The sequence below is a fragment of the Streptomyces sp. NBC_01288 genome, assembly GCF_035982055.1.
GTDB lineage: Bacteria > Actinomycetota > Actinomycetes > Streptomycetales > Streptomycetaceae > Streptomyces.
In genome coordinates this window covers 918,672-931,842 of the sequence record NZ_CP108427.1, presented here as the reverse complement: position 1 = coordinate 931,842, position 13,171 = coordinate 918,672, and the positions used below count along the sequence as shown (strand labels likewise).

The window sequence follows — 13,171 nt, the reverse complement described above, 5'->3', positions numbered from 1 at the left end:
TGACGTTCGCCTCTTAGTTTAAGTCAAAGCCAAAGTCTCCCTGACCTCCGTGGAGTCTTCATGACGTCTCAGTTCCCCGTGGCACAGCTCTACATCGACGGAACGTTTCGCCCGGCATCGTCAGGGCGTACCGCCGACGTCGTGGAGAAGGCCACGGGTGCCGTGATCGGTACGTACGCCCTCGGCGGGGCCGTGGATGTCGGGCGGGCGGTGGCCGCGGCCCGGGCCGCCCAACCGGGCTGGGCGGCACTCAGCGCTCCCGAGCGCGCGGCGGGCCTGCGGCGGATGGCCGAGTTCTTCCAGGCGCACCACGCGGAGCTGGTCGAACAGAGCATGCGCGAGACCGGCGGGGTGCGGGCCAAGGCCGAGGACGAGGTGTCCACCGGCATCCGCCAGTTGCAGATCTCCATGATCCAGGCGAGCGAGAACGCCGGCGACCTGCTGCCGCCGTACAAGGCGGGCAAGCTCTCGATGTCCCGGGCGGTACCGCTCGGGGTGATCGGTGTGATCACACCCTGGAACTACCCGGTCAACCTGGCCATGCGCGCGGTGGCACCGGCGCTGGCCTTCGGCAACACCGTCGTGCTCAAACCCGCCGAGCTCACCCCGATCATCGGCGGCCAGGTACTCGCCGAGGCGGCCCGGGCCGCCGGACTGCCGCCGGGTGTGTTCAACGTGGTGACCGGCGACGGCCTCGACGCGGGGCACGCGCTCGCCGAGCACACCGGTCTGAACCTGCTGGACTTCACCGGATCCCGTGAGGTCGGCCTCGCCATCGCGGCCTCCGCCGCGGCCACGCTGCGGCCGGTCCGCTTCGAACTCGGGGGCAGCAACGCCTTCGTGGTCCTCGACGACGCCGACATCGACCTCGCGGCCTCGTGCGCGATGATCGCCTCGCTCGAATACCAGGGGCAGACCTGCATCAGCGCCAGTCGCCACATCGTCACCCGCGCGGTGGCGGACCAGTACCTCGACGCCCTCACCCGCCGCGCCGCCGCCCTGCGCGTCGGCGATCCGATGAGCGGTACGGCGGATCTGGGCCCCCTGATCAGCACCCGCCAGCGCGACCGGGTGCACGCCCTCGTGACGGCATCGGTGGAGATGGGCGCGGAGGTGCTCACCGGCGGCACCTTCGACGGCTCCGAGGGGCTGTTCTACCGGCCCACCGTGCTGGCCAAGGTGACGCCCGACATGCCCGCCTTCACGGAGGAGATCTTCGGCCCGGTCCTCCCGGTCACCGTGGTGGACGACGAGGAGGAGGCGGTGGCCGTGACCAACGGGCTCCCCATGCTGATGAACTCGGTGTTCTCCGCCGACCTCATACGGGGCCTGTCGGTGGCCGAGCGGCTCGACGCCGGCGAGGTGCACGTCAACGACGCCCACGCGCGGCACGGCGCGGACGACCAGATGGCGGGCTTCACGAAACGGCAGTGGATCGGTCTCCAACGCACACCGCTCACCCTGCCGTCGTGGACCGCCGACCCCGCGACCCGTTGATGGCCGCAGAACGTACGGCGCTGGTGGTCCGCGGCGGCTGGGAGGGCCACTCCCCACGGGAGTGCACCGAGCTGTTCCTGCCCGCGCTGGCCGACGCCGGGTTCGCGGTCACGGTCCGGGAGGACCTGGAGGCCTACGCCGACGCGGACCTCATGGCGCGGACCGATCTCGTCGTGCAGTGCTGGACCGAGGGCCGACTGACCGAGGGGCAGTGCGCGGGGCTTGTCTCGGCCGTCGAGGCGGGCACCGGTTTCGCGGGCTGGCACGGCGGTGTCGTAGCGACGTTCCAGGACTCTCCCGCGTACCTGCGCATGGTCGGCGGCCTGTTCCTGCACCACCCGGAGGAGTTCCTGGAGTACCGGGTCCGTATCGAGCCGGAGCACCGGGGGCACCCGGTCGTCGCCGGGCTGCCCGACGTGACGGTGGTCACCGAGCAGTACTGGATGCTGACCGACGCGTTCAGCACGGTACTCGCGTCCACCACCGTCGCTCCGGGCGCCGCGGGGCAGGGCGAGCTGCCGGTCGACATGCCCGTCGTATGGACCAGACAGTGGGGGCGGGGGCGCGTCTTCTTCTCCGCCCTGGGACACCGGCCGGACGACTTGCGCGAGCCCACCGTACGAACGCTCACCACGCGCGGACTGCTCTGGGCGGCGCGGTGAACCGGCCGGCGGGGGACGAGCGGCCGGTCGTGGTGGAAGCCATGGTCGGCCCCTGCCCGACCGGCTCTTCCCGCGCGACGTCCGAGCCCGCCTGGGGCCGCGCCGCGAGATCGAGCCGGGCCACCGCTGAGGGAGTTCCGCTTCGGCACGCGCGCGTGCCGCGCTCGCCAGGGTCGACGCCCTGCTGACCTGCTGGGGCTGCCCACAGGTGGAGGCCGACGACGTACCGGCCCGGGCGTCGCGGCTGCGTGCTTTGGCGCACGTGGCGGGCACGGTCAAGGAGCACCCGGACCGTGCCGCCCGCGAGCGGGGCATCCTGGCCGGCTCGGCGGCCTGGGCCGACGCGATCCCGGTCGCCGCGTCCACGCCGGCGATGCAGGCCGACAAGGGCGTGCCGGCAGCGGCCCGTGAGTCCCGGCGGCGCCACGCCGATCCGGACCTGGTCCACCGGTACCCGGCCACGGCCATCGGCGACTACCGCCGTACGGCCGACCTGGTCGGTGCGTCGAGGATCGGGCGCCGGGTGCTGGAACTGCCGTAGCCGATCGGCCTGAAGATGCTGCTCGGCGATCCGTTCGTCATCGCCGACGAGGCGACGGCGACGGGCGCCCGGCTGGTCTCGCGGAGTTGTTCATCGTCGCCGACCCGGTCTCGCCGCACGCCCGCCGGCCGAGGTGACGCGCGGGACGGTGGATGCCCGCCTGTCGGCCTGGATGCCGGACGGCACCACGCCGCTCGACACGGCACGCGGCGCCCTTGCGGGCCGGGGCACACCGGCCCTGGAACCGCTACCGACCCCAACACGGTGCTGCCCCCGCAAATCGCGCGCTCGCTCGGCTGAGAGCTCGCGCGGCTGCCTGTCGCCCACCGGATGGAGTGCGACGCGCTGTCCGTATCGGCCTGTTCGGAGACCTGCGGGGGCTCCCGTCCACTCACCCCGGCGCGTACGGTGCAGGGAGTCAGCGGCCCTGCTGCGCGAGCCGGCCTCTGCGTCCGCCGCCCCACGCGGACTTCTCCCATAAAGAATTCGACACGTCGTAAATCGGTACGTCGGCCATATTGACCCCACCTCAGCCGCGACTTAGCTTAAGTCGAAGTCAAAGTCGGAGCAGGTCGACTGCCGGTCGGCCATGGGTTCAGGTCCCAGGAGGGACCACCGGGCGACGGCCTCACCGGCGGGACGACCGCGGCAGGCCCTCTTCTGACACGAAAGTGAGCACTGGCCAATGAAGACCAGATTCGCCGCAGTCGCAGGCGCCACACTGGCCGCAACACTCGTTCTCGCCGCCTGCGGGGGAGGCGGCGGGGGCTCCGACAGTGGATCGGCGCCGTCCGGCGGCAAGGTCCGCCTGACCATGTGGGCCTGGGACCCGGGCATGGACAAGGTCGTCGCCCTGTGGAACTCGACGCACCCGAACATCCAGGTCGCCCTCAGCAACCCGGCCGGTGGTGACCAGCTCGTCAGCAAGATGATCACCGCGCACCAGGCGAAGACCGCCCCCGACATCGCGAAGGTCGAGTACCAGTCGCTGCCCGGCCTGGTGGCGAACGGCGTGGTCCGCGACATCACCGCCGAGACGAAGAAGGCGGTCACGGACTTCGACGCGGCGACGCTGGCCCAGACCCGCTTCCAGGGCAAGGTCTACGGCATCCCGCAGGACTTCGCCCCGCTGATGATGTTCTACCGGGCCGACCTGTTCAAGAAGTACGGCCTGAAGGTGCCCACCACCTGGCAGGAGTACGCGCAGGTGGCCGCGGAGCTGCACAGCAAGGCCCCCAAGGCGTCGATGACCAACTTCGACGCCGCCGACCCGGGCTGGTTCACCGGCCTCGCCCAGCAGGCGGGAGCGGACTGGTGGACCACGCAGGGCGACTCCTGGCACGTGAACATCAACGGCACGGCCAGTGACAAGGTCGCCGACTACTGGCAGGGCCTGGTCGACAAGGGGCTGGTGAAGAAGAACCCCTCCTTCTCCCCGCAGTGGAACAAGGAGATGAACAACGGCACCCTCCTCACCTGGATCTCCGGAGCCTGGGCCCCGGCACAGATCGGCGGCATCGCCCCGTCGACCAAGGGGAAGTGGACCGCCGCGCCGCTCCCGGCCTGGACGGCGGGCGACACCACCACCGGCATCTGGGGCGGCTCGGCCATCACGGTCACCACCGACTCCAAGCACCCCGCCGAGGCGGCGGAGTTCGCGAGCTGGCTCAACACCGACGACAAGGCGGTCACGGCCCAGGTCAAGAACATCAACATCTACCCGGCCTCGACCTCGGGGCGCGCCCTGCAGATCCTCGACCAGCCGCCGGCCTTCTTCCCGAACCAGCCGGACTTCTACGCCGAGGTGAAGAAGGTCGCCCCCGGCGCCCGCAGCTTCTCGATGTGGGGCCCGAATGTCACAGTGACCTTCTCCGCGTACCGGGACGGTTTCGCTGCGGCGCTCCAGTCCGGGAGCTCGTTCACCGGCGCGCTGGACACCATGCAGAACAACACCACGGCCGGCATGAAGAAGCTCGGGTTCACCCTGAACTAGCCCGGGCGACCCGGCCGCCCGGCGTGGGCTCCTGACCCCCGCGCCGGGTAGCCGGGCCGGCTCCACCGGCATCAACCACCGAAACAACCAACCACCGAAACAACCAGTCACTGGCACCAGCCATACACCCGATGGGGACGACATCGATGGCGACAAGCATCTCGCGGCGGGGCCGCAGGGCGGGCCACAGCCGGCTGCCCTATCTGCTGGTCCTGCCCGCGATCCTGCTCCTCCTGCTGTTCGTGGTCGCCCCCGGGGGCTACGCGCTGTTCCTCAGCTTCCAGCAGCGCAAGGTCAGCGGGGGCCTGCTGGGAACCGGCAGCAGAACGGTCTTCGCGGGTCTGGACAACTACTCCACGGTCATCCACGACACCGAGCTGTGGCACAGCCTGCTCCGGATGCTCCTGGTCGGCGCGATCACCGTACCGGCGACCGTGCTCCTCGCCCTGCTGTTCGCGCTCCTCCTGGACACGGCGCGAGCACGGCTCACCCGGTTCACCCGGCTGGCCATCTTCCTGCCGTACGCGGTGCCCGGCGTCATCGCCACCCTCCTGTGGGGCTTCCTCTACCTGCCCGCGACCAGCCCCATCGGCGGACAGCACCTCGACTTCTTCGGCAGCTCGATGGTCTACGTCTCGGTCGCCAACATCGCGGTGTGGGGCGCGGTGGGCTTCAACATGGTGGTGATGTACACGTCCCTGCGCGCGCTGCCGCCGGAGATCTACGAGGCGGCCAGGATCGACGGGGCCTCGGAACTCCAGATAGCGCTGCGGGTGAAGGTCGCCCTGATCCGTCCCGCCATCGCCATGTGCACGCTGTTCACCGTCCTCGCCGCCCTGCAACTGTTCAACGAGCCCAACACACTTCAGCCGCTGTCGAACGCCATCTCCCTGACCTGGGTTCCCCTGATGAAGATCTACACCGACGCTTTCGTCGACTCCGACATCAATCTCGCGGCTGCCACCTCGGTCGTCTTCGCGGCCGGGATCCTCGCCGTCTCGGTGGTCGTCGGACGCCTCGCGCAGACCTGGTGGGGCGCCGCCGGTGCCGCCGACAAGGAGGGACGATGACCATCGACACGCCCGCCCGTCCCGTGGCGTCCCCGGTGACCGTCGCGCGGACCGGACGCCCCCGCCGTAGACGGATCGCGCTGCTGCCCACCGTCGTGCTGCTGCTCGGAGCCGTCTACTGCCTGGTGCCGACGCTGTGGATCCTGATCGCGTCCACGAAGTCGCGCAGCGAGCTGTTCTCCACCGCGACCTATCTGCCGTCGTTCGGCTCGGGGCTGGTGGACAACATCGCCGACCTCTCCTCGTACGACTCGGGCGTGTTCTGGCACTGGATGCTCAACAGCTTCCTGTACGCGGGAGTCGGCGGGTTCGTGGCCACCGCCGTCTCCGCGGCGACCGGCTACGCCATCGCCAAGTACCGCTTCCGGGGCCGGACCCTGCTCTTCAACACCATCCTGGCGGGCGTCCTGCTGCCGCAGGTCGTGCTGGCCGTGCCGCAGTACCTGCTGCTGGCCCGCGTCGGCATCACCGACAGCTACTCGGCGGTGATCCTGCCCCAGCTCTTCAACCCCTACGGCATCTACCTGTGCCGGATCTACGCGGCCGCCTCCGTACCCGACTCGCTCCTCGACGCCGGGCGGATGGACGGGGCGAGCGAGTGGCGGATGTTCTCCGCGATCGGGCTGCGGCTGATGGCACCCGGACTGATCACCGTCTTCCTGCTCCAGTTCATCGTCATCTGGAACAACTTCCTGCTGCCCTTCGTCATGGTGACGAGCGACCACAAGTTCCCGCTGACGGTCGGTCTGTACAGCCTGCTGCGCCACGGCGCCAACCAGGCGTCCCTGTACTCCCTCGTGATCACCGGCACCCTCCTGTCCGTCATCCCCGTCATCGCGCTCTTCCTGTCCTTGCAGCGGTACTGGCGTATCGACCTGGTGACCGGTGGCCTCAAGTAGGCCGACGTGCTCGGCCATGCCACCGCGGGGGATCCGCTGACCAAGACCGAACGGGCGGAGTACGTCGGCGGCTCCGGCCCGGCGCGAGCGTGCGGGGCGTTGCCCGACCACGGACGGTCGGCGAGACGGTGTTGGACTGTGGGTATAGTGCTTGGACACACAGTCTGACGCGAGGAGTGGGAATGGCGGACGGCAACGGCAACCCGGCCCCGGACTCCGAACGCGACGCGATCATCGCCGCGTTGGTGCCCGTGGTCGACGGGATCGCGGCGACGTTCGGTCCGGTGTGTGAGGTGGTGTTGCACGACTACCGGCAACCGGAGAAGTCCGTGGTCGCCGTCGCCGGAGCTCTGACCGGGAGGTCGGTGGGCGGGGCGATGAGCGAGATCGGGCTGCGGATGCTCGCGCGCGGGGACGAGGCGGCCGACGAGCTGAACTACCTCACCCGGACCAAGGGCGGGCAACAGCTGAAGTCGTCCACCATGGTGCTGCGGGACTCCACGGGCGCGGCGTTCGGCGCGCTCTGCGTCAACGTCGACGTGACCGCCGTACAGCAGGCGCAGGTTCTGTTGGCCGGGATCGGTGGGGGTGTCGCGGCCCGGGCGCCGGCCACCACCACCTTCGGCGACGACATCGACTCCGTCGTCGAGGCCATCGTCGACGCCCACCAGCTGCGGCGGAGCCGGACCTGGGTCCAACTCGACCGCGCGGAGCGGCTGGAACTGTTCCGCGGTCTCGACGAGCACGGGGTGTTCGCCGTGCGCCGGGCCATCGAGCAGGTCGCCGTCCGGCTCGGTATTTCCCGGGCCTCCGCCTACAGCTACCTCGCCCAGGCGCGAGCCGCGACCGGCACCCCCGCCACGTCCGATCCCGCTTCCGATGGAGGAGCCGCGTGACCACCACCCCGCCCATCACCCTCGACGACGTCCTCAGCGCCGCCGCCCAGATCAAGGGCGTCGCGCACCGCACACCGGTACTGCGTTCGCGCACCCTCGATCAACTCGTGGGCGCCGAGGTGTACTTGAAGTGCGAGAACTTCCAGCGGATCGGCGCCTTCAAGTTCCGCGGCGCCTACAACGCGGCCTCCCGGCTGACACCGGACCAACTCGCGTGCGGCATCGCCGCCTACTCCTCCGGCAACCACGCCCAGGCCGTCGCCCTCGCCGCCCGCGAACTCGGCACCACCGCGGTGATCCTCATGCCCGAGGACGTCCCGGCCTCGAAGCGCGCCGCCACCGAGGGATACGGCGCCGAGGTCGTCACCTACGACCGTTACAGCGGCGACCGGGTCGCCATCGGCGAGGCCCTGGCCGCCGAGCGGGGGCTCTCCCTCATCCCGCCCTACGAGCATCCGCACGTCATGGCCGGGCAGGGCACGGCGGCACTCGAACTCGTCGAGGAAGTGGGAGAGTTGGACGCCGTGGTGGTGCCCGTGGGTGGCGGCGGGCTGATCGCCGGGACGGCCACCGCCGTCAAGGGGCTGCACCCGCGCACCCGCGTGATCGGCGTCGAACCGGAGGCCGGGGACGACACCAAGCGGTCCCTGGAGGCGGGCCGGCGCGTGTCCATCCCGGTGCCTCGCACCATCGCCGACGGGCAAGCGGCCGACACGCCGGGGGAGTTGACCTTCTCCGTGAACCAACGGCTGGTCGACGAGATCGCGTTGGTCGGCGACGAGGAGATCAAGGACGCGATGCGCTTCGCCTTCGAGCGGCTGAAGATCGTCGTCGAGCCCAGTGGCGCCACCCCGCTGGCCGCGCTTCTCGCGGGGCGCGCGGGCCCGCTTTCGGGCCGGGTGGGGATGATCGTCTCCGGCGGAAACATCGACAGCGAGCGGTTCGCGCGGTTGTGTGCGGGCGGCTCGTCATGACTCCGTCCCGCATCTGAGGGTTCCCCCGAATGGCGCTCCCGGGTGGACAGGAAGACGATGGAGTGGTGGGGCGCGGCCTCCGCCGGAGCGCCGGTGCCGTTCAAGGATGCCGGGAGACGGAGACCGGCCCCGGCCGTGCCGTGCGCGGCCGGAACGGAGGCAGCCGTCATGCTGGAAGTGAAGACGGTCGACAAGCCGGACGAGCGGCGTGACTTCCCCCGCGGCCACCTCGAAGCCGTCCACCTCAGCGGACTCGACTTCGCCGTGGGCACCTTCGAGCCGGGTTGGCGCTGGTCCGAGTCCGTGGCACCGATCGCGGGAACCGAGAGTTGCCAGATCCACCACAACGGCTACGTGGTCCAGGGGCGCATGCACCTCCTCATGGACGACGGCGGCGAGAGCGAAGTGGGTCCCGGCGACGTCTTCGTCTGCTCGCCCGGCCACGACGCATGGGTCGTCGGCGACGAACAGGCGATCGTGTACGACTTCGCGGGCGCCATGGCCACGGACTACGCGAAGGCTCCGTAGCCGACCCGTGCGTACGCGCCCGCGGCACCGCACCCGCCGGGCGCGTACGTCCTGTCATGCCCGGTACTCGACGACCTGCCCCTCGGCGTGCGCGACGGCCTCCGTGTGCCCGAACAGACCCGGCAGCCCACCAGTGTGCACGAACACGGTCCGCTCGCCCGGCCTGATGTCGCCGTCCCGGACGGCCGCGATCAGGCCGGCCAACGCGCGTCCCGTGTACGTCGGGTCGAGGACGAGCCCGGCGGTGCGGGCGGCGAGGGTGAGGGCCTCGGCGGTGGGTGCGGTGAGCGTGGCGTAGCCGCCGCCGATCTGGTCCCGTCGTACCCGTAGTCCCTCCGGTGAGGGCAGTCCCGCGAACTCGCTTACGGCGGGGGCCGGTTCGGGCAGTGCGCCCACGTCGACCCCGAGGACCGACTCCGCCCCGAGCGAGACCACCAGCCCCGCCATCGTGCCGCCCGAGCCGAGCGCGACGACGGCGGTACGGAGATCGGGGAGCTGTCGGCGCAACTCCTCGCCGCACCGCACATAGCCGCGTGCGCCGAGCGCGCTGGAACCGCCGAACGGGATCAGCGCGGGCCTGGCGCCTGCTGCGCGCAGTCGCTCGCAGACCTCGGCCGCCGCCCCGTCCAGTCCTGCCTGGTCCACGTCGCCCGCCCAGGCGATCCGCGCGCCGAAGAGCCCGTCGAGGGCGAGGTTCCCCGATTGCGACACACCCGGCGATCCGCGCAGCACCAGCACCACGTCCAGGCCCAGCCGCGCTCCGGCGGCCGCGGTCAGACGGGCGTGGTTGCTCTGCGGGGCGCCGGTCGTGACCAGGGTGTCCGCGCCCTCGGCGAGCGCCGCGCCCAGGGTCCACTCCAGCTTGCGGATCTTGTTGCCGCCGCCTCCGAGGCCGGTCAGGTCGTCGCGCTTGATCCAGAGGTCGTCCGGGCCGAGCCCGATCGCGGTGGCCAGCCTCGGGGCCGGTTCGACGGGGGTGGGGAAGGTGGCCAGTTCCACGTGCGGGGCGCTGTGCGGGTCGTCGCTCATGGCGTACATCATCGCGCGTTTCGGAGGTCGATCCGCTGGTGGGCTTGCCCATGGAAACCGATCGGTTTACTGTGGTCCACATGAGGAAACCGATCGGTTTCCCTCCCGCTCTGCCTCAGCTCAGGAGATCCCATGACGAACATCGAAGGCTCCGTCGTCCTCGTCACCGGCGGCAGCCGCGGCATCGGTCGGGCGCTGGTCGAGGCGCTGTACGAGCGCGGCGCGAAGAAGGTGTACGCCACCGCCCGCGATCCGAAGGCGGTCACGCACCCGGACGCCGTGCCGCTGGCGCTGGAGGTCAGCGACCCCGTGTCCGTCGCGGCGGCGGCCGAACAGGCGCAGGACGTCACGATCGTGATCAACAACGCCGGCGCGTCCGTGAACGCGAACTTCCTGGACTCGCCGATCGAGGACATCCGCCGCGAGTTCGAGACCAACTTCTATGGCCCGCTGCTCGTCACGCGTGCCTTCGTGCCGATCATCGAGCGCAACGGCGGCGGCCACATCCTGAACTTCCACTCGGTGCTGTCCTGGATCGGTCTCGCCGGCTCCTACAGCGCGTCCAAGGCCGCCTTCTGGTCGCAGACCAACTCCCTGCGCCTGGACCTGAAGCCGCGCGGAATCGACGTCACCGGACTGCATGTCGGCTACGTCGACACGGACATGGCCGCACATGTCGACGCGCCCAAGTCCACTCCCGAGAGCGTGGCGGCGCAGGCCCTCGACGGCATCGAGTCCGGCGCCTTCGAGGTACTGGCCGACGATCTGACCCGCCAGGTCAAGGCCGGGCTGTCGGCCGAAGGTGGCGCCCTGTACCCGCAGTTGGCCGCCTGACCGGACCGGCAGTGATCAGATCGGCAGCAACCGGCCCACCAGCGCGCTGAGTTGCTGCGCGTTCCGGCACTCGTGCATCTCGACCAGCTCCGCGTAGTCGGGCGCGGCCGAGTCGCCGGCGCCCCACTGCGTGCGCTGCTCGGGGTTCAACCAATAGACGCGGCGGGCCCGTTGAGTGATCTGCCGGACGGCCGGGAGATTCGGGTCGCTCATGTTGGTGCGGGCGTCACCGAGCACGAACACGGTCGTACGCGGGCCGACGGCATCGCCGTACCGTTCCGCGAACTCGCCGAGGGCGACGCCGTAGTCGCTGCTCCCGTGCCAGCCGGTGAGGGTGGCCTCGTCGCGGATGCGGGTGCCGAGGCCCTCGGGGTCGGCCGTGCCGTGCACGAGCAGCGGGGTCACCTCGTCGAGTCGGTTGACGAAGGCGAACACGCGCACCTTGCTGAACTGGTCGTGCAGCGCCTGCACCAGCAGCATCGTGAAGTCGGAGAAACCCGACACCGAGCCCGACACATCGCACAGCAGCACCAGTTCGGGCCGGACCGGCCGACGCCGGCGCAGCACCGGCCGCATCGGGACCCCGCCCGTGGACAGCGAGCCGCGCAGGGTGCGGCGCAGGTCGATCGTGCCCCGGGAGGCACGGCGGCGGCGCGCGGCGAGCCGGGTGGCCAGTTTCCGGGCCAGGGGCTGAACAGCCCTGCGCAACTCGGCCAGTTGGGCCCGTCCGGCGAACAGGAAGTCGACGCGGTCCGCCGTCGGCGCGATGGCCCGCCGGGCGATCTCGTCCCGGCCGCGCCGCTCGGCGACCCGGCGCCGCGCCTCCAGGGCGACCTGCCGCCGGAACCCCTCGATACGCTGCCGGATCTCGTCGTCGAGCAGCCGGTCGGTGAATCCTGACTGTCCGCCCTGCTCCCGGATGCTGTTGCGTACCCGGGCCAGCAGCGTCTGCGGACGCAGCCGGTCCAGCGTCTGGTACGACGACCAGCCGTCCGACGAGGGCGAGTTGCCGTATCCGCCGAAACCGTCGACGGCCTCCGCCGCCAACTGGCCCACCAGGGCTTGGTCGTTGGCGGCGAGGGCTGCCGCGAGCCGGTCGCGGAGATCCTCGCGGTCGGCGGCGGGCTCGCCCTGGGGCGCTCCGACGCCGCGTGGGAAGTACAGGTCGAAGACCGGGTCGAACACCGGGCGTTGGCCCGTTCCGTGCAGCAGCGTCGCGGCCAGTCCCTCGCGCAGCAGCTCACGGTCCGCGAACCCGAGGGCCTCCATGGCCTGCGCCGCGTCCACGGTCTCGCCGGTGCCGATGCGCAGACCGTGCGCGCGCAGCGCCCCGACGAGGCCCGTCAGCCGCTCGGTGACACCGGCGGCGGTCACACGGCGTCCAGGTCGAGCTTGGCCGCCGCCCTGAGGATGTCGTCCTGATGCTTGAGGAGGACGCCGAGGGTGTCCCGTACGACCGTCTCGTCGAGGGTGTCGGCGCCGAGCGCCAGGAGGGTGCGGGCCCAGTCGATGGTCTCGGCCACCGACGGCACCTTCCGCAGCTCCATCTCGCGCAGCGCCCCGACCACCCGGACCACCGACTCGGCCAGCGCCGCACCGAGCCCGGGCACCTTCAGCCGTACGATCCGGCGCTCCAACTCCTCGTCGGGGAAGCCGATATGGAGGAAGAGGCAGCGGCGGCGCAGGGCCTCGGAGAGTTCGCGGCTGGCGTTCGAGGTGAGGACCACGAAGGGGCGGCGGGTCGCGGTGATCGTGCCCAGCTCCGGGACGGTGACCTGGAAGTCGCTGAGGATCTCCAGCAGCAGACCCTCCACCTCGACGTCCGCCTTGTCGGTCTCGTCGATCAGCAGGACCTTCGGGTCGTCGCCGCGGATCGCCGTGAGCAGCGGGCGGGGGAGCAGGAACTCCTCGCTGAAGATGTCGGTGCGGGTCTCGTCCCAGCTCTCGTCGCGGCCCGCGCTGATGCGCAGCAGCTGCTTGGCGTGGTTCCACTCGTACAGCGCCCGGGACTCGTCGACGCCCTCGTAGCACTGGAGCCGGATCAGCCGCGCGCCGGCGACCTCGGCGACGGCCTTGGCCAGCTCCGTCTTGCCGACGCCGGCCGGGCCCTCGACGAGGAGCGGCCTGCCCAGGCGGTCGGCGAGGAAGACGGTCGTGGCGACCGCGGGTGACGCCAGATAGCCGGTCTCGGCGAGGCGTGCGGCGACTTCGTCGACGGAACGGAACACGGGGCCTCCGGCGGATCGCG

13 protein-coding genes are annotated in these 13,171 nt (G+C 70.9%); 10 read left to right on the top strand and 3 right to left on the bottom strand.

Features of this window, described 5'->3' with window-relative positions; translation table 11 throughout:
* Positions 1–60 precede the first annotated feature (60 nt).
* The 9 genes from OG194_RS04260 to OG194_RS04220 all read left to right on the top strand — a co-directional run bounded on the left by OG194_RS04260 (position 61) and on the right by OG194_RS04220 (position 9,060).
* Positions 61–1,497: an aldehyde dehydrogenase family protein gene (locus OG194_RS04260; RefSeq protein WP_327399472.1), complete on the top strand. Its 1,437-nt coding sequence runs from the start codon at positions 61–63 to the stop codon at positions 1,495–1,497.
* Positions 1,470–2,159, top strand: coding sequence for a ThuA domain-containing protein (locus OG194_RS04255; RefSeq protein WP_327399471.1), 690 nt, complete (start codon positions 1,470–1,472; stop codon positions 2,157–2,159). The genes OG194_RS04260 and OG194_RS04255 overlap by 28 nt, the downstream gene beginning before the upstream one ends.
* 208 nt (positions 2,160–2,367) lie before the next feature.
* On the top strand, positions 2,368–2,700 hold the full coding sequence (locus OG194_RS04250; RefSeq protein ID WP_327399470.1) for a hypothetical protein: 333 nt from the start codon (positions 2,368–2,370) through the stop codon (positions 2,698–2,700).
* 685 nt (positions 2,701–3,385) lie between these two features.
* Positions 3,386–4,693: an ABC transporter substrate-binding protein gene (locus OG194_RS04245; protein WP_327399469.1), complete on the top strand. Its 1,308-nt coding sequence runs from the start codon at positions 3,386–3,388 to the stop codon at positions 4,691–4,693.
* Positions 4,694–4,839: 146 nt separating this feature from the next.
* Complete coding sequence (locus tag OG194_RS04240; RefSeq protein ID WP_327399468.1) at positions 4,840–5,763, top strand: carbohydrate ABC transporter permease; 924 nt, start codon at positions 4,840–4,842, stop codon at positions 5,761–5,763.
* On the top strand, positions 5,760–6,662 hold the full coding sequence (locus OG194_RS04235) for a carbohydrate ABC transporter permease (protein WP_327399467.1): 903 nt from the start codon (positions 5,760–5,762) through the stop codon (positions 6,660–6,662). The genes OG194_RS04240 and OG194_RS04235 overlap by 4 nt, the downstream gene beginning before the upstream one ends.
* A 182-nt stretch (positions 6,663–6,844) precedes the next feature.
* Positions 6,845–7,558 carry a helix-turn-helix transcriptional regulator gene (locus OG194_RS04230; RefSeq protein ID WP_327399466.1) on the top strand — a complete coding sequence of 238 codons (714 nt, stop codon included), beginning with the start codon at positions 6,845–6,847 and terminating at the stop codon, positions 7,556–7,558.
* The gene (locus tag OG194_RS04225; protein WP_327399465.1) at positions 7,555–8,532 is read left to right on the top strand and encodes a pyridoxal-phosphate dependent enzyme; all 978 of its coding nucleotides are present in this window, start codon (positions 7,555–7,557) and stop codon (positions 8,530–8,532) included. Before OG194_RS04230 ends, OG194_RS04225 begins: the two co-directional genes overlap by 4 nt.
* 168 nt (positions 8,533–8,700) lie before the next feature.
* A complete protein-coding gene (locus tag OG194_RS04220; RefSeq protein WP_327399464.1) occupies positions 8,701–9,060 on the top strand; it encodes a cupin domain-containing protein in 360 nt (119 codons plus the stop codon).
* Positions 9,061–9,114: 54 nt separating this feature from the next.
* Here the strand turns inward: OG194_RS04220 and OG194_RS04215 are convergent, their stop codons facing one another.
* Positions 9,115–10,101, bottom strand: coding sequence for a D-cysteine desulfhydrase family protein (locus OG194_RS04215; RefSeq protein ID WP_327399463.1), 987 nt, complete (start codon positions 10,099–10,101; stop codon positions 9,115–9,117).
* A gap of 120 nt (positions 10,102–10,221) precedes the next feature.
* Here OG194_RS04215 and OG194_RS04210 point away from each other — a divergent pair, with 120 nt between their 5' ends.
* The gene (locus OG194_RS04210; protein WP_327399462.1) at positions 10,222–10,923 is read left to right on the top strand and encodes an SDR family oxidoreductase; all 702 of its coding nucleotides are present in this window, start codon (positions 10,222–10,224) and stop codon (positions 10,921–10,923) included.
* A 15-nt stretch (positions 10,924–10,938) separates the two neighbouring features.
* On the opposite strand, the gene OG194_RS04205 is transcribed toward OG194_RS04210, so the two are convergent.
* Entirely contained in the window at positions 10,939–12,297 is a 1,359-nt protein-coding gene (locus OG194_RS04205; protein WP_327399461.1) for a vWA domain-containing protein, read from the bottom strand.
* Positions 12,294–13,151: an AAA family ATPase gene (locus OG194_RS04200; RefSeq protein WP_327399460.1), complete on the bottom strand. Its 858-nt coding sequence runs from the start codon at positions 13,149–13,151 to the stop codon at positions 12,294–12,296. Before OG194_RS04200 ends, OG194_RS04205 begins: the two co-directional genes overlap by 4 nt.
* Positions 13,152–13,171 lie beyond the last annotated feature (20 nt).

Excerpts from the sequence above, each read along its gene's own strand:
- OG194_RS04235 (WP_327399467.1), top strand. The coding sequence starts at position 5,760 with ATGACCATCGACACGCCCGCCCGTCCCGTGGCGTCCCCGGTGACCGTC.
- OG194_RS04240 (WP_327399468.1), top strand. The coding sequence starts at position 4,840 with ATGGCGACAAGCATCTCGCGGCGGGGCCGCAGGGCGGGCCACAGCCGG.
- OG194_RS04220 (WP_327399464.1), top strand. The coding sequence starts at position 8,701 with ATGCTGGAAGTGAAGACGGTCGACAAGCCGGACGAGCGGCGTGACTTC.
- OG194_RS04245 (WP_327399469.1), top strand. The coding sequence starts at position 3,386 with ATGAAGACCAGATTCGCCGCAGTCGCAGGCGCCACACTGGCCGCAACA.
- OG194_RS04260 (WP_327399472.1), top strand. The coding sequence starts at position 61 with ATGACGTCTCAGTTCCCCGTGGCACAGCTCTACATCGACGGAACGTTT.
- OG194_RS04215 (WP_327399463.1), bottom strand. The coding sequence starts at position 10,101 with ATGATGTACGCCATGAGCGACGACCCGCACAGCGCCCCGCACGTGGAA.
- OG194_RS04230 (WP_327399466.1), top strand. The coding sequence starts at position 6,845 with ATGGCGGACGGCAACGGCAACCCGGCCCCGGACTCCGAACGCGACGCG.
- OG194_RS04210 (WP_327399462.1), top strand. The coding sequence starts at position 10,222 with ATGACGAACATCGAAGGCTCCGTCGTCCTCGTCACCGGCGGCAGCCGC.